Below are 15,660 nucleotides of genomic sequence, written 5' to 3'. Positions count from 1 at the left end.
CTCAGCCTCCCTGCATCGGCGCGAGGATCTCGATGCGGTCGCCGGGCGCGACCGGCGTTTCGTCGCGCGCTTCCGCCGGCACGAAATCGCCGTTGAGAGCGGTTGCGACGATGGCCTCGCCATAGCCGAGATCGGTCAGGAGCGCCGCCAGCGAAGACGGCGCAAGGTCATGCGGTTCGCCGTTGACGATGATGCTCATGGAAAAACTCCGGTTGGGAGGACGGGTCGGTGACAAGCCCGGTGGCCTGCGCGGCAAGCGAAGGCGCGAGCAGGAAGCCGTGGCGATAGGTGCCATTGGCACGGAGGACGCGCCCCTCACGCGTCAGGCGCGGCAGATTGTCGGGAAAGGCGGGCCGCGCATCGACGCCGATTTCCAGGATCTCGGCCTCCGCGAAGGCCGGATGCAGCGCATAGGCGCCGCCCAGAAGCTCCAGCATGGCGCGGGCGGAGATGCGGTCGCGCTCGTCGCTTTCGATCATCGTCGCGCCGACCATGAAGACGCCCTCGCCGCGCGGCACGATGTAGAGCGGAATGCGCGGATGCAGCAGCCGCACGGGGCGCGACAGCGCCACCTCCGCCGTGCGCAGCACCAGCATCTCGCCCTTGACCCCGCGCAGCCCGGCGACGTCCCCGCGCGCCGACAGCCCGCGACAGTCGACGACGATATCGCCCGGCGCGGTTTCGGGATCGCGGTCCTCGCCGTAGCGAACCTGCGTGCCCGCCTCCGCCAGCCGCTGCCGCAGTCCGGCAAGGGCGGCACGCGGATCGAGGTGGCCTTCGCGCGCAAAGAACAGCGCCTGGCGGAAGCGGCCGGCGAGATCGGGTTCCAGCTCCGCGACCCGCTCGCCGTCGATCTTCTCCGCGTTTCGTGTCCGCCGCTCGAACCGGCGCAGGTCCGCCGCATCGCGCGCCGGCGCGACCACGAGACTGCCGTTGCGCGCGACACCGTCGACGCGCTCCGCCCACCAGTCGAGCGCCTCGGCGCCGAGCCGTTCCACCGGCTCTTCCGCGCTCTCGCCCTCGCACCAGGGCGCGAGCATCCCGCCCGCCCACCAGGAGCAGGAGGCCGGCCCCGGACCGTCTGCCCGGTCGAAGACCGTGACGTCGTGGCCGGTTTCCGTCAAAGCCGTGGCGCAGGTCAGGCCGACGACGCCGGCTCCGATGACCGAGACCTGAGTCATGCGCGCTCCCACTGGCGATAAAAGTGATGCACCGGGCCATGGCCGGAGCCCACGTTCAGTTCATCGGCGCAGGAAAGCGCGCCATGCAGATAGGCGTGAGCGTCGCGCACGGCCTGCGCGAGACCTGCCCCCTTCGCGAGGCCCGCCGCAATCGCCGCCGAAAGGGTGCAGCCGGTGCCATGGGTGTTTTTCGTTTCAAGCCGCCGCGCCTTGAGTTGAAGCGAGGGAAGATCGCCGGCGATCAAAAGATCGGTGCAAACGGCGCCTTTCGCATGTCCGCCCTTCATCAGGACGGCCGGACCGAGGGCTGCAAGCGCGCGGCCCTGGCACTCGGCAGCTGCAAGGTCACTCGCCGGATCCTCGCCGAGCAAAAGGGCTGCCTCCGGCAGATTGGGCGTCACGAGCGTTGCGCGCGGCAACAGGATATCGCGCACGGCGGCAACGGCTTCGTCCCGCAGCAATTGCGCGCCGGACTTGGCGACCATCACCGGATCGAGCACCACCGGACCGTCGTAGCCGACAAGCGCCCCGGCGACCGTCTCGACGATTTCCGGCGAGGACAGCATGCCGATCTTCACCGCCGCCACGTCGAGATCGTCGAGCACAGCGGCGATCTGGCCGGCGACAACATCGAGGGGAATGTCGTGAATATGGGTGACGGCCCGCGTGTTTTGCGCCGTGATCGCCGTGATCGCGCTGGCGCCATAAACGCCAAGCGCGGAAAACGCCTTGAGATCGGCCTGAATGCCTGCGCCGCCACCGCTGTCGGAACCGGCGACGGTCAGCGCGATGGCCGGCGCTGCCGGTTTGCCGCGCGCTGTGTCTGCCCTACGGTCGCGTGTCGTCGCGTCCATGTCTCACCCGCTCTCCCCGCGTCGAACACGGCAGAGCCCGTGCGCGCGCAAACCAAAGGTCGCGATCCGGGCGGGTTTTCTGGCGAAAAGGGAGATCCGAAAGACCGCGTCACATTGCGGCCATGCGCCTGACGGCGCTTCATTCGTTCCCTCCGCCGGTACGACCCGGATCAGGTTCAGTGGGTTGACGCAGCTTCGCGTCTCTCAGCCCCGACGGGCACCCCAACGAAATCGAAGGCGACGATAGGAGACGGCCGCGGGCGGGTCAAGCGGTGCGAACGCAGAGCTGCCCCGCGCTCAGTCGGAGGTCTCGAGCGCGGCGACCAGATCCGGAATGTGTTTCCGGAAAGGAAAAAAGCCCGTGGTGGCGAGCGGCCAGGCGCGGGCATCGTAGCCGCGCATGTCCTGAACGAAGGCGACACCGCCCGGCTGGAGCGCTCCGGCAATGCGATCCGCGATGATGCGCCCCGGCCCGACCGGGACATGGCGCGCGACGACGCGGTCGAGCCTGTGTTCGCGCGCCCAGCGCCGGGCGGTCTCCGCAATCCCCTCCGGTGTCAGGACCGTTTCATGCACACGCGCACCGGGAACCGACAGACGCGACAGGGCATCGTCCAGAACGCCTGCGGCAAAGTCCTGCACATTCGACGCCACGGGCGCATCGGAGCGCGCCGCCGCGCTGGAAACACCGGCGACCGCAACCGGCATGACGCGTTCGGCCAGCTCTTGCACGTCGACATCGTCGTCGAAGACAAGAAGCCCGGTCCGGCCGCCATCGTTCCCGAGCCTTGGACCGGGCGCAATCGGCCGCGGCACGGGTGGCAGCGGGCCGTCGAGCGGAAGCGCCTCTTGCGCCAGCTGCCCTTGCGGGTCGAACCGTCCGCCGGTGTGGGCCGCGATGTTGTCGGCGCGCGCCAGATAGGTCTTGCCGCGCGTCTGCAACCCGCCGACCCAGCGCCAGGACAGGGTGTTGGAGGCCGGATCGCCGTCGAGCAGATGGCGCAGGAAGAAATCGGCGCCCAGTTCCCACGGCAATCTCAGCGTGAAAATCCAGATCGAGGCGAACCACATGCGCGCGTGATTGTGCAGATAGCCGGTCTCGACCAGTTCCCGCACCCAGTGGTCGAAACAGTCGATCCCGGTGCGCCCGACTTCCGCGCGGGCGAGATCCGCCGCGAGATCGGCGTCGGCGGTGACTTCGGCCCGAACACGGTCGCGCGCGGCGCAATAGGCGTCCCAGACGCCCGGGCGAAGCTCGAGCCAGCTCTTCCAGTAGGTGCGCCAGAAGACTTCCTGAATGAATTTTTCAGCCCTCCCCTCACCATGCCGGTCGACGGCGGCGCGGACCAGCTCCGCCTCGGTCAGGACCCGGTGGCGAACGTAGGGCGAAAGCTTCGACACATGCGAGGGCGCATCGGGACCGGGGTCGTGATTGCGCAGCCGGGCGTAGTCTTTTCCGGCGTGCGGAAGGAACGCCGCCAGCCGCGCCGTTGCCTCCGCCCGCGATGCGGGGAAGGTCGTCTTGCTCACGTGCGGGCGCCGGTCTCCGACCGGACCGGCAACGTGCCGAGATCCTGCATGAGCATCGCATAGGCGCCGAATTCATCGGCGCGCTTCGCCAATGCGCGGGCTTCGATCACAAGCCCGTCCTGGCGAAGATAACTGGCCTGAAGGCTCATCATGCGCGACAGATCGCGCGGGTCGTAAGGGGTGCGAAAATCAATCATCCTGTCCTCCCGTCTGGATGAGTTTTTTACGCCCGGTGCACCGACGCGGTTCGCGCCCGCGACACTTTGGCACAGACCATCGCCGACCGGAGATCACACAACGCGGCGAGGCGCCGGCTATCGCGGGCGGACGGAACAGGCCTCTCAAGACCTTGCGGGCGGGCTTACGGAGGGTATCGCCACTCCCGCGTCATACCGGGCAAGGCGCGAGCCGCGACCCGGTATCGGGGAGCCACAATCCAGTTTTCTTGGCAAGACAAGAGCCGAAACATCGTGCCTCGCCGATCCCGGATCGCAGCTCACGCTCCGTCCGGGATGACGACCTGGGTCATCGTGTCAGATCGGCGCAACATATTGAGAAATCGTCATTCTTTCCATCCCTGTTCAACAGGCTCGCCGCTTTTGCTTCGGCCGGTCGAAATCGACCGCTCGCCGATGTCCCAGAACAGCCCCGCCATCAGTTGCAGCGCCTCGCGGCAGGTGGACTGGATGACATGCTCGTTCGGCGCATGCTGCGAGCAGCCGCGATAGGAATGCGGCACCCAGACCGTCGGCAGGCCGAGCACCTCGGAAAACGTGTCGTTGGGCAGCGAGCCGGCGAGATTGGGCAGGATATGCGGAGGTTGGCCTGCGGTCTTTTCCAGCGAGGCGGCGACGAAGCCGACCCAGGGGTTCGCCGGATCGAGCCGTGTCGCGCGGAAGAACACCCGGTCCGCCGGCGTGATCTCCACCATGTCGAAGCCCTCGCGGTCGAGATGGCGGCGCAGGCCGGGGAGAATGTCGTCCGGGTCCGTGCCGACCACATAGCGCAGCTGGCAGTGGGCGCGGGCCTCGCCCGAGATCGCATTGACCGGCGCCTCCGGCACGCCGCTCGTCATCGCCAGAACGGCAAAGGAATTCCAGCCGAAGACGCGTTCCGCCGGTGTCAGGTCCGGCTCGCCCCAGTCGGGGTCGACCTTCGGCCCGTCGCCGCCATCGACCGGCAGGCCCTTGAGCGTGGCGCGGATCTCCGGCGTCAGGCTCGTCGGCCGCCATTCGGGAACGCGGATCGAGCCGCGCCGATCGACGATGGCCGCAATCGCATGGGCCAGGATCGTCGCCGGATCGGCCAGCGCCCCGCCCCAGTTGCCGGAGTGATGCGCGCCGTCCCTCAAATGCACCTTGAGATCGAAATTCACGCCGCCGCGCGACCCCATGAACATCGTCGCGCGGTCGGGTTCCAGACGCGGCCCGTCGGAGGCGATCAGCACGTCGGCGGCGAAGCGCTCGCGGTTGTCGGCAAAAAGCTTGGCGAGACCGGGCGAGCCGGTTTCCTCCGACATTTCGAGAACGATCTTGACGTTGAAGCCGAGCGATCCGCGCGCATCAAGCACCGCTTCCAACGCGGAGAGATTGATCAGGTGCTGGCCCTTGTTGTCGGCCGTGCCGCGCCCGTAGAGCTTGTCGCCCTCCTCCACCAGCGCGAAGGGATGCAAGCCCTCGCGCCACTGCTCGGTCTGGGCGCGGATGACATCGCCATGGCCATAGGTGAAGACGGTCTCAAGCGCCGGATCCTCGACGCGCTCGCCGTAGAGCAGCGGGCCGCCGCGCGGATCGGGGTTTTCCAGCACCTCGCAAGTGAAGCCGAGACGCTCCAGCCAGGGCTTGGCCATCTCGTCGATGTAGCGGCGCAATTCGGCTGCCTGCGCCGGGTTCTGGCTCTCCGTCTCGAAGGCGACGAGCCGCGCCAGATCCTTGCGAAAATTGCCCTCGTCGAAGTAGCGCGCAGCCCGTTCCACCGCCCCGTTCCGTGTCGTCATGTTCCGGCGTCTCCCTGCCCGTTCCTCTGGTTGCGGGCAAAGCTAAAGCGTTTTCAGACGCTTGGATAGATTGTCGAGGAATGCCCGAAATTTACGCAGCGTCAGAATTGTCGCAATCGGACAGGAATGCGACGCTGTATTGACGATTGCACATCGTCGCCTGTGTCAAGGCTGGGAGCGCAGGGAACGGTCACGGACGGGACGAGGACGGGTGATGTTTCAGGTTCTGGCCGGGGTCTGGGCGCTGCTGCTCGGCATTGTGCTGATCATGCTTGGCAACGGCATGCATTTCACGCTGATCGGCCTGCGCGGCGGCATCGAGGGCTTTTCCGCGGCCGAGCTTGCCATCGTGACCTCGGGCTATTTCACCGGCTTCCTGTCGGGCGCGCGCTTCACGCCGGCGCTGATCCGCCGCGTCGGGCATGTGCGGGTTTTCGCGGCCCTTGGAAGCTTCATGTCGGCCGGGCTGATCGCCTTTCCGCTTTTCACCGACCCCATCGCCTGGACGCTGCTGCGGGTGCTCGTCGGCTTTTGCATGTCGGGGATCTATGTGGCGGCGGAAAGCTGGCTCAACGACGCCGCCACCAACGAGACACGGGGCAAGGTGCTTTCGGCCTATATGATCGCGCAGACGCTCGGCATCATCGGCGCGCAAGGCCTGCTGACCCTGGGCGATGCCGGCACCTCCGTGCTTTTTATCGGCGCCTCGATCCTGGTGTCGGTCTCCTTTGCACCCATCCTGCTGTCGGTCGCCCATGTGCCGGCGGTGGAGGTCGCGCGGCCGATGTCGCTCAGGGGCCTGTTCGCCGGCTCCCCGCTCGGAACGGTCGGCATTTTCCTGCTCGGCAGCGTCTATGCGACGCAATCGGGCATGGGCGCGGTTTTCGGCTCGCAGATCGGCATGACCGCCTCGCAGATCGCGCTTTTCGTCGCCATGCTCTTTGCCGGCGCATTGGTGCTGCAATACCCGATCGGCTGGCTGTCGGACCGCATGGACCGGCGCAAGCTGATCCTCGGCGCGTCCTGCATGGGCGCGGCCGCCTGCCTGCTCGGCTGGGTGACCGGCGGCGGGCTGGTGGCGCTGATGACGGCCGCCTTCTTCGCCGGCGGGGTGACGACGCCGCTCTATGCGCTGTTCCTCGCCTATACCAACGACACGCTCTCGGCCGAAGACATGCCGGCGGCCTCGGGCGGACTGGTCTTCACCTTCGGGCTCGGCGCCATTGCCGGCCCGCTTGCGACCGGCTGGGCGATGGAAGAGCTCGGCCCCTTCGCCTTCTGGCCGTCGCTCGGCGTCACCTTCGCGGCCATCGCGCTTTATGCGCTCTATCGCATGACGCAGCGCGCCGTCGTGCCCACGGAGGAAACGGAAAGCTACCTCGGCGTCCTGCCGACCGCCTCGCCCGTGGCGGTGGAAGCCGCCGGCGTCTGGGCGGCGGAGAACGCGGAGGCCGAACGCGAAGCCGCCGCCGAAGACGAAGCGGACGAACAAGCGAAAATGGAGGCGGCGGAAGTCGAACTGGCCGCCGAGGCCGTCACGGCCGAGAAGAAACCGTGACCGCGCGGTTCGCGCCGACTTCTCACCGCGTCAGGCGGGATCCGGATCGGAATTTCCAGGGAGAAACGGCGCGCCGCACCGGGTGAAGATCGCAACCCTATCTACGCCATAGTCCTCAAAATTCCAGCATGCGCTCTCGATCCAGTCGGGAGGGCCAAAGCCTCAATCTGCCGACGACGGCGCCAGCACGGCCGCAAGTGTGTGACCGGAAATTTGGGGGCCGGGAGCCGCCGGTTCGCTTGCGACACCAACCGCAGGACGTGCACATTCCGCCCGTCGAGAAGAGGCCTTCTCGATGCTCGCCATATCGGTTGCCGCAGAATAGGTTGAGAGGACGGTCACCGCTTCATATGGAACAAGCTCGCATGACAGTCCCGATTGACGCGTCCCCAGCGGCGCAGGACGGCGCGGCCTTTGGCAACGCCTTGCGCGCGAAGACAATCGAGGACGCCGCCGCACAGGCGACCATGCAGCCTTGGGTTGCCATGGCGTGCTATCAGCTCAGTCGCGGCGGCCAGGTGTCGCAGATGCATACTCTGGACCTGGGAAGCCAGCAGATCGTACAAGAGCACCAGTTTGCAGCTGTCCAGAAGCTGGGCTCCACTCCTGCGGATTTCTGCAGAATTTCATACTCCACGCCGAGTATGGCGTTCCGCTTTTCCGACCACGCGGCTAGCTGTACGGAAAGCATATTCTTCATGCCTGAGCGAACCGATTTCGACATCTACGTGCCGGCAGGCACGCAAACAGCCTATATAGGTTTCTCAGAACGGGAGCTCCTTGAGGCTGCGCGAGCGCTTGATCCTGCGGCGTGGGCCTTGCCGTCGAGACAAGTTTCTCAGCTCCGATGTGCACAAGCCGGGGAGCTCAAAGCAGCGCCTGACTCACCTGAGGCGGCGCTGCAGCGTCTGATGGACGGCAATGCGCGCTATGTCGACAATGCGGCGATCAATACGGATCATTCCGTCACACGTGCGGCCCGCGCCCAAGGGCAGCAGCCTTTCGCAGCCATTGTCACTTGCTCGGAGTCCCGCGTGGCGCCAGAACTGATTTTCGATCAGGGACCGGGAGACCTGTTCGTCATTCGCGTGGCGGGCAATTTCATCAGCGAAGAGGGTCTGGCGACACTCGAATACGGCGTGGCTGTACTGGGCATCAAGACCATCGTGGTGCTTGGCCATACAGCGTGCGGCGCCGTTGAGGCCACGATCGCTTCAATCAACGACCGTGAACTCCCCCCGGGGCAACCTGCCCAGTCTCGTCAACGCGATCCGACCGGCCGTCTATGAGGTGATGGACAGCGCACCCGATGACCTGCTGGCAGCGTCGACGGCCCAAAACGCCCGGCGCAACGCCGAACTGGCAAAGACAGAAGGGCCGATCCTGTCGGAAGCCCATGCCGCCGGCAGACTCAACGCCGTCGCCGGCATCTATGAAATAGCCACAGGCAGGGTGACAATGCTCTAGATTGCCCCGATAGCATCGCCCCTCATACTCAAACCCCGGATTGACGATGAAACCGTTCATTGCTGCTTCCGTTGCGCTTCTGGTCGCCACTCCCACATCCGCAGAAGATGCAATTCTAAACGAGGCGGTGGCGTTCACCGGCCAGATATTCCATCTCGACAGCGGCGTTCCGGGGCTGGTCATCGCCGCAGTGCGGGATGGAAAGTCCGCGGTCTTCGGCTTCGGCGAGGTCAGTAAAGGCAGCGGTCGGGAACCGGATGGCGACACACAGATCGGCGTCGGCTCCATCAGCAAGACCTTTACCGGCCTCGCGCTCGCCCATACGGTCGCCGCCGGCAATGCCGCTCTGACCGACCCCGCCGGACCGCATGTCGGTATCATCGAGGCCTTGCCCGAGCGCGAGGGGCGCGAGATCCGTCTGATCGACCTCGTCACACACGCCAGCGGGTTGCCGCGCGAACTCGTGCCCGTCGCGGGCGTCGCGCGCTACAGCGACGAATCCTTTGCGGCCAACCTCGCGGGCGATCCGTTGCTGTTCACCCCCCAGACCGGCATCTTCTATTCCAACGTCGCCTTCGATGTGCTGGCGATGGCGCTCTCGGGACTGTCCGGAACATCCTATTCCGACCTCCTTCAGGAGACGGTGCTCGACCCGATCGGCCTTGAGGCCACCGGATTTCCCCGGCCCCGGGGAGACAATGTCATGACGGGCTATGACTGGAACGGCGTCGAAATGGATCCGGGCGAGCCGACCCCGAACCGCTTCGGTGCCTCGTCGCTGCACACCACGGCCAACGACATGGTCAAATATCTTCACTGGAACCTCGATCGCTTCGGGCAGGTGGGCGCCGAAGCCCGCGCCCTCAGCCACGCCGCCTGGCTGATCCGGGACGGACTGGATCCGGTCTCGGGCATGGATGAATCCGGGCATATGGACGCGATGGGGCTCGGGTGGGTCATCATGATGCCGGACGGCGACCGTCCGCTGGTGATCCAGAAGGCAGGTGGAACCGACGGCGTCTTCAGTTACATTGCCTTTGCACCCTCGCGCGGCGTCGGCGTGTTCATCGCCATCAACCAGTTCGACTTCTCCGCTGCAACGGCAATGGCCCGTGTCGCAAATCGGCTGATTGCCACGCTCGCCCCTCGCTAGGCTGCGGCGCAGCGCCTGCAGGCACACCGGGAACATCGCACCAAGGCACGAGGCTGCGGTTCATGGACCGAACGGGAACGGCAGGGTCTGCGATCCGGAAAAACGTCACTGAATGGCGACAAGGGGCCACGCTCCCGCCATATCAGGCCGAAACTCATTCGTGTCGCAAGCACTCGACCGAAAGCGATTCAAACTCTTCCAACGCCAAACGCCGCCGTTTCCAGGCTTCTTGCTCACCTGCGCCTCACGCTCTCCTATTGACCGCAATTCAGGCGGCGATCGGCTGCGTTTTTCAGCGCTTAAGTCGTGCAGAGGGGAAGAAATGGCGCACCCACAGGGAGAAAGTTTAAACTCTCTCTTTGAAGCGCTTGAGGAGTGGGAACGCCATCTCAGACATTTAGACACTAATGGTCTGAGGTGCGACGATGAACCCTCTGGACCGTAATTTCAATAGGTTAGCGGCTTCCGAGAAAGAGCCGAAATATCCCCCGCCCTTTTCGCTGCGCCTGACTTTTGCGGAACGCGCCAAGCTTGAAGAGCTTGCAGGTGGGATGCCGCTCGGAGCCTTTATTCGTGAGCGCTTGCTTGGCGAACATGTCGAAAAACGCCGCACGCGCGGCAATTTCCCCGTCAAAGATCACGAAGCTCTTGGGCGCGTTCTAGGCCAACTCGGCGCGTCCCGCCTATCGGCAAACCTCAACCAACTCGCCCGCGCCGTAAACACTGGCATTTTACCTGTTACACCGGAAACCGACGAATCCTTGAAGGAAGCTTGTGCAGCCATCGAAGATATGCGCTGCGCTCTTATGGAAGCTCTCGGCAAGGGTCCGGGGAGTGGCCCATGATCCTGAAGGCCTCTCAACGCGCAAACGCCACCCAGCTCGCCAGCCACCTGCTGAATACGCAGGACAATGAGCATGTGGAGCTGCATGAGCTGCGCGGCTTCCTGAGCGAGAATTTGCACGGGGCGTTGTATGAGGCGGAAGCCATCGCCAAGGGCAGCCGTTGCAAACAGTTTCTGTTCTCGCTCAGCCTTAGCCCTCCCGAAACGGAAAACGTGCCTGTTGAGACCTTCGAAACCGCGATTGAAATGATCGAGCAAAAGCTCAGCCTGGATGATCATCCACGCGCGATTGTCTTCCATGAGAAAGAAGGCAGACGGCATGCGCATGTGGTTTGGTCGCGTATCGATGCGCAGACGATGACGGCCAAGCAGCTCCCCTTTTTTAAAAACCGCCTTATGGAGGTTTCTAAGGAACTCTATCTCGAACATGGCAGGAAGTTACCAAAGGGATTCATCGACCGCGAACTGCGCAATCCACTCAATTTCAGCCTAAAGGAATGGCAACAGGCCAAACGTATCCAGCAAGACCCGCGCATGATCAAAGCGATGTTTCAGGAGAGCTGGCAAAGATCCGACACTGCCAAAGCTCTCAAAGAGGCTCTAGAGGAAAAAGGCTATTTCATTGCCAAAGGCGACCGACGTGCCGTGGTCGCGGTGGACATGCGCGGAGAAGTCTATTCACTGGCACGTTGGTCGGGCGTGAAGACTAAAGATATCAGGGATCGCTTTGGCCAGGACACGCAGCTTCCTTCCATTGAGGAGGTAAAAGCGATGGTGTCCGAACGCATGGATGAAAGGCTTAAGAGCTTCATCCGTGATGTCGATATGTACTACCGCCGCTTGCGCCCCGCTATCGAATATCAGCGAACGCAAATGGTCGAGCGCCAGAAAAAAGAGCGCATCCTCCTCTCGGAGAAACTGGGCAAGCGCCAGCTTCAGGAAGCTCAGCAACGCGCAGCAAGGCTTCCTAGGGGTCTTGGAGGGTTATGGAGTCGTGTAACAGGCAAGACACGCCGAATTAAGCAACAGAACGAATATGAAGCCTGGCAGGCTTACCGGCGCGATTCTGCGGAGAAGGAAAAGCTGATCGTTCAGCACCTCGAAGAACGTCAGCGGCTCCAGCAAAAAATCAATACGCTACGCCAGCAGCGCAGCAAGGAGATTTCCGAACTGCAACATGATATCGCGAGCTATCTGCTCAAGCGGCGGGAAATTCTGCAACCACGTACCAATGAGCGTCGGAATAGTGAGTTGCCTAGACGCGCTGATCGAATGCATGGGCCCGGTCGAACAAATTCCGGGCCTGAGCCCGAGCTGTGATCGGCATACCGGTAAGCTAGAAGCTATAATGTTTGGTCTGTGCGATGTTCCCAAACAGATCTTCAAGGCTCTGCTCAAAGGGGTCGAGTTGCCGGGTTCGCTGTTCGGCCCATGCGATCCATTCGCTTAAATTAAGGTCGCCAACCTGAATATCGCCTTCGACCGCCAATTTGACTTTCAGCCGCTCAATGAAAGCGCGTAGCTTCTCTGCGGAGTCCGCATCCGTGCACATGGCCATAAACGTGGCCCAACGTTTGTCGTCAAGTTCTTTAGCTTGCTGTAGTCGGAGCCTCTCCATAGCCTCTTTTTGGCGTCGCCGCTCGGCTTCCTCCCATTCCTTTTTACGTTTCACCAATGCCGGGCCTGCGCGAAGCGTTTCCTCGACAAGGGTTGGCAATATCTTCTCGGCCTTGTGGGTTTTGGTTTCTATCCACGGCCCTCTGGCGATATCCGGAACGTAAGTTTTGATCTCAAACCTGAGAAAGCCGGATGGACGCAAGCCGCTTTGGTAGCAATCCGCATAAGCACTCCAGTTTTTGATGTCATCATTGTCTTGCCCATAGGTTTTAATCATCTTTTCGAGGATAACGACTTCGACTTTTTCGTCTTCGACAATGAGAGTCAAAGCACCCTTTGCCCAACTTTTTTCAATCGTAACTCCTTCTTTTTCCGAGATCTTCAGAAAGGCACTAGTCACCCGCAATCGATAAAGGTCGCGTTCGCTCAAATCAAGAAGGGGCATTGAGTGCCAGCCAATACGCCATTCGCGGCTGTCCGCCCGTCTCTTGGCTTGTTTAAGGCGGTGCTTTTCAATCCACCCTTTGACGATGGGATGGGCGCTTCGAAGCGTATCGGGAATAGCAATTTCCTGAGGAATTTTCGCCTCGATCTCCAGGCGAGGTTCCTTTTCCGGCTTCGGCTGCGTTTCGCTTCTCACGTAAATGACGATGGTTTCCGGTGTGCCGGCTTTTTTCTCCGGCAATTTCTCCTGAATGACCTTTTTGCCAACCTCAAGTTTCGCCCAATAGCCGCGCGGCGGGCGAGGCACGTCGAATTTCTTGCATATCTTCGCAAGCCCCTGGTCCGAAAGATTGAACTCTTTGGCGAGTTTGGTCATCGGCTTCTCCCAGACAAGCTTGTAAAGCTCCTGGCGAGATAGAGTTTTGTTCTCTGTCATTTCACGTTGATCCCTGCTGAATTCGTCCCGAGAAGTGCAGGTAGAGCACGCCAATTTTGCAATCCGATCACTAAAAATGGTATAATGCTCGTGTGCTTTAAAACAATGAAATATATAAAGAAATTATATCATGGCGGATTATTTAGGGGAGTTTAACAAGGGGTCTGGTGCTGCCGATGATGTGAAGCGGCAAGTGGATTTCGACGATCTTCAAAGGGAGCTTTCCGGCGTCGATGTTGGACGCATTCCGCGCTTTCTAAGTCCAGAAGCGCGGGAGGCTCTTCGCGAGGCCAAAGGGGCAGGCGGTGGCCGCTCGGGTTCATCGCTCTCAGCGCTCGATTGGATACTCCTGAACGACCCCGAATATGCGCGCCTCTACGAAGCCACCTTCGACGAAAACCGGGCGGCACAAGCCAAGGTGACAGACCTGCAAGATCGCATCGAGCGCGCAATGGAGAAGATCGATCGCGGAATCGATGAAGTGCTCGAACAGGCTGTTATGCTGCCCGATGGCCGCAAGGCATTTATGAATGAAAAAGGTGACGTCTACACCGCCGATAACGAGCCGGTCGATCAATCCATTGTCGATGGCATCGATTGGACCGAACGCCCGGCGCACGAAACTTATCAGTCATTGATCAAGGACCGCGCGACCTTGGAGGATCTGCAAGCCGAAAGCGACGGGCACAGTCTGCGCCTTGGCGAGATCCTTGACGCCCTGGAAGACCATGACGATCCGCTGACCAAAGAAGCCGTCCAATCCTTCCGGGAAGAGCAGGATGGAGTCATTGAGCGGCTTGATGAGATGGAAACAAAGGTCAAGACGATTGAGTCTCGGTTTGACGCTCCGAATTACAAAAATGAAAGAACGTCAAACCAACCGTTGGTGGCCGCAAAACCAGAGATCTAAAATCAGCGGTATTTGAATGGACCACATTTCTTTTCAAGCACGGCCATAATTACACCAATTGGGTGATAGTCCGGGGCCTTTTTCATTATTTCATAAATGTACTCTTCGCCGCCGCGTCTGTCGGCTGCGTACCAATCCCCAATGCAGTCTGACTGACTTTTGTCGTTTTCGAGGGAGATCATATTCATCGACATCATGGCGACTTGAATATAGGAACGCCGATTACTCTCATTCCAAGTCAGAAATTCCTTCGAAGTCAGCCCGGTTTCCGCATGCACCTGTATGCTAAATCCAAGAAAAATTACGATAATACTTGCCCTCAAACCAAGTTTTATGCCGAACATAATTCATGGATTCTGATATAAGAAAGATAAACAGAAAATTGACCTTATGCAAAACTAGGACGCCAGCGTTTCCGCGACTTTCAGCCGGAGCCGAAAAGCGCTCCGCACCCATTTCCACCTTTCTCAAAAAGGATCGTTTTTGTGAAGCGGAGATGCGGGCATGAATGCGGGTGAAAACGGCTCTGGCCGCCGGGTTGGCTATGCCCGCGTCAGCACCAAGGACCAGCGGCTTTCTCTGCAGCTCGATGCGCTGAACCAGGCCGGATGCACACCGATTTTCGAGGATCATGGCGTGTCGGGCGCAAAGGGTAGCCGCCCCGGCCTTGACGCCATGCTGGACGATGTTAAGGCTGGCGATATGGTCGTGGTCTATAAGCTCGACCGGCTGGGCCGCTCCGTCCTGCATCTTTCCGATTTGCTGGTGCGCTTTCAGGAGGACGGCATTCATTTCATGTCGCTGTCCGAGGGCATCAACACCGCCACCCCCGGCGGCAAGCTGGTTTTTCACCTCTTCAGTGCCTTTGCCGAATTCCAGCGCGATATCATCCTGGAGAACACGCTTTGCGGGCTCGAAGCGGCGAAGAAACGCGGCACCCGCTTAGGCCGCCGACCGATCCTATCACCCCAAGCCGTTGTCGAGGCGCATCGCCTGATCGCAGCCGGAGAACGCCGCAACGATATCGCCGACATGCTCGGCGTTTCTCGTATAACGTTGGACCGGGCTATTCGGCGAATGGGGTTGGATCATGCGGCATAAAAATTGTATCGAGCGTTGCAAACACGCGGAAGCCGGCCCCCGGCTTGCACGAAGTTTTGAAACGGCTCCTTTAACCGTAAGCTACTAAATGAGAGACGAGGGCGACGAAGGATCAGGATTCCCAAAAAAATCACATGTTGCCTGGACAGCGATGAACGAGACGGTGTCTCATTCGATGACAGAAATTCATACTGGTGAAGGTAAAAGTCGGTTTTATAGTTCACCATCGCCACCGTCGATCAAGGGCGGAGTCGAACAAAATCTCGCTTTAAACATTGACGCATTAGACTAAGCGTTTGCAACAACGATTGAGGGAATGATGTTCTTTGTTCGTATTGGTTCGGTGCTGGCTTGGCTTGGGCTTGCATTGGGGGTGTTTTTTCTGGGGATGGGGTTCTGGCTCGGCTTTAGTTTGCCGACCGATGATCCCGAGGCCATGACGCAAGCCCAAGCATTCTATGATCGGCGCTATGGGGCAACGACTGGCGAGATGGTGCAGAGAGGGTTCTACCTTTTTCTTGGATCAGTTATTTTGGGTATTCTGTCCCAGATAGCGCGAAGGACGTAAA

17 protein-coding genes and 1 riboswitch are annotated in these 15,660 nt (G+C 61.3%); of the genes, 9 read left to right on the top strand and 8 right to left on the bottom strand.

The window, feature by feature from the left end:
- Position 1: 1 nt before the first annotated feature.
- The 6 genes from thiS to G572_RS23390 all read right to left on the bottom strand — a co-directional run bounded on the left by thiS (position 2) and on the right by G572_RS23390 (position 5,561).
- Positions 2–199: a sulfur carrier protein ThiS gene (gene thiS, locus G572_RS0110300; RefSeq protein ID WP_029058404.1), complete on the bottom strand. Its 198-nt coding sequence runs from the start codon at positions 197–199 to the stop codon at positions 2–4.
- Entirely contained in the window at positions 168–1,181 is a 1,014-nt protein-coding gene (thiO, locus tag G572_RS0110295) for a glycine oxidase ThiO (protein WP_029058403.1), read from the bottom strand. The genes thiS and thiO overlap by 32 nt, the downstream gene beginning before the upstream one ends.
- Positions 1,178–2,035 (bottom strand): bifunctional hydroxymethylpyrimidine kinase/phosphomethylpyrimidine kinase, encoded by an 858-nt coding sequence (gene thiD, locus G572_RS0110290; protein ID WP_051242155.1) that lies wholly within the window; start codon positions 2,033–2,035, stop codon positions 1,178–1,180. The genes thiO and thiD overlap by 4 nt, the downstream gene beginning before the upstream one ends.
- Positions 2,036–2,165: 130 nt before the next feature.
- Positions 2,166–2,270, bottom strand: a riboswitch (TPP riboswitch).
- Between the two features lie 62 nt (positions 2,271–2,332).
- A complete protein-coding gene (locus G572_RS0110285) occupies positions 2,333–3,565 on the bottom strand; it encodes an FAD-binding domain-containing protein (RefSeq protein ID WP_029058401.1) in 1,233 nt (410 codons plus the stop codon).
- The gene (locus G572_RS0110280; RefSeq protein ID WP_029058400.1) at positions 3,562–3,762 is read right to left on the bottom strand and encodes a hypothetical protein; all 201 of its coding nucleotides are present in this window, start codon (positions 3,760–3,762) and stop codon (positions 3,562–3,564) included. The genes G572_RS0110285 and G572_RS0110280 overlap by 4 nt, the downstream gene beginning before the upstream one ends.
- A gap of 365 nt (positions 3,763–4,127) precedes the next feature.
- Positions 4,128–5,561 carry a M20 family metallopeptidase gene (locus G572_RS23390; protein ID WP_051242153.1) on the bottom strand — a complete coding sequence of 478 codons (1,434 nt, stop codon included), beginning with the start codon at positions 5,559–5,561 and terminating at the stop codon, positions 4,128–4,130.
- A 214-nt stretch (positions 5,562–5,775) separates the two neighbouring features.
- Here G572_RS23390 and G572_RS0110270 point away from each other — a divergent pair, with 214 nt between their 5' ends.
- The 6 genes from G572_RS0110270 (at position 5,776) to G572_RS0110250 (ending at position 11,903) form a co-directional block, all read left to right on the top strand.
- The gene (locus tag G572_RS0110270) at positions 5,776–7,119 is read left to right on the top strand and encodes an MFS transporter (RefSeq protein ID WP_029058399.1); all 1,344 of its coding nucleotides are present in this window, start codon (positions 5,776–5,778) and stop codon (positions 7,117–7,119) included.
- 365 nt (positions 7,120–7,484) lie between these two features.
- On the top strand, positions 7,485–8,408 hold the full coding sequence (locus tag G572_RS26660; protein WP_245566197.1) for a carbonic anhydrase: 924 nt from the start codon (positions 7,485–7,487) through the stop codon (positions 8,406–8,408).
- Between the two features lie 4 nt (positions 8,409–8,412).
- Positions 8,413–8,586 (top strand): carbonic anhydrase, encoded by a 174-nt coding sequence (locus tag G572_RS26655; RefSeq protein WP_245566196.1) that lies wholly within the window; start codon positions 8,413–8,415, stop codon positions 8,584–8,586.
- A gap of 46 nt (positions 8,587–8,632) precedes the next feature.
- A complete protein-coding gene (locus G572_RS0110260) occupies positions 8,633–9,739 on the top strand; it encodes a serine hydrolase (protein WP_029058398.1) in 1,107 nt (368 codons plus the stop codon).
- Positions 9,740–10,164: 425 nt separating this feature from the next.
- Positions 10,165–10,584 (top strand): hypothetical protein, encoded by a 420-nt coding sequence (locus G572_RS25915; RefSeq protein ID WP_084650024.1) that lies wholly within the window; start codon positions 10,165–10,167, stop codon positions 10,582–10,584.
- Positions 10,581–11,903, top strand: coding sequence for a relaxase/mobilization nuclease domain-containing protein (locus G572_RS0110250; RefSeq protein ID WP_029058396.1), 1,323 nt, complete (start codon positions 10,581–10,583; stop codon positions 11,901–11,903). The genes G572_RS25915 and G572_RS0110250 overlap by 4 nt, the downstream gene beginning before the upstream one ends.
- Positions 11,904–11,919: 16 nt before the next feature.
- Here G572_RS0110250 and G572_RS0110245 read toward each other — a convergent pair whose 3' ends face one another.
- The gene (locus G572_RS0110245; protein WP_156884549.1) at positions 11,920–13,020 is read right to left on the bottom strand and encodes a hypothetical protein; all 1,101 of its coding nucleotides are present in this window, start codon (positions 13,018–13,020) and stop codon (positions 11,920–11,922) included.
- 190 nt (positions 13,021–13,210) lie between these two features.
- Between G572_RS0110245 and G572_RS0110240 the strand changes: the two genes are divergently transcribed.
- Complete coding sequence (locus G572_RS0110240; RefSeq protein ID WP_156884547.1) at positions 13,211–13,990, top strand: hypothetical protein; 780 nt, start codon at positions 13,211–13,213, stop codon at positions 13,988–13,990.
- Between the two features lie 2 nt (positions 13,991–13,992).
- Here the strand turns inward: G572_RS0110240 and G572_RS23380 are convergent, their stop codons facing one another.
- Complete coding sequence (locus G572_RS23380) at positions 13,993–14,334, bottom strand: hypothetical protein (RefSeq protein WP_037546485.1); 342 nt, start codon at positions 14,332–14,334, stop codon at positions 13,993–13,995.
- 160 nt (positions 14,335–14,494) lie between these two features.
- Here G572_RS23380 and G572_RS0110230 point away from each other — a divergent pair, with 160 nt between their 5' ends.
- Both G572_RS0110230 and G572_RS0110225 read left to right on the top strand, forming a co-directional pair.
- Complete coding sequence (locus G572_RS0110230; protein WP_029058392.1) at positions 14,495–15,091, top strand: recombinase family protein; 597 nt, start codon at positions 14,495–14,497, stop codon at positions 15,089–15,091.
- Between the two features lie 316 nt (positions 15,092–15,407).
- Positions 15,408–15,659: a hypothetical protein gene (locus tag G572_RS0110225; RefSeq protein WP_029058391.1), complete on the top strand. Its 252-nt coding sequence runs from the start codon at positions 15,408–15,410 to the stop codon at positions 15,657–15,659.
- Position 15,660: the final 1 nt, after the last annotated feature.

The organism is Stappia stellulata DSM 5886 (genome assembly GCF_000423705.1).
In the GTDB taxonomy this organism is placed as follows: domain Bacteria; phylum Pseudomonadota; class Alphaproteobacteria; order Rhizobiales; family Stappiaceae; genus Stappia; species Stappia stellulata.
Note: the sequence above shows the minus strand (reverse complement) of the source record. Positions and strands in the feature narration are given on the sequence as shown.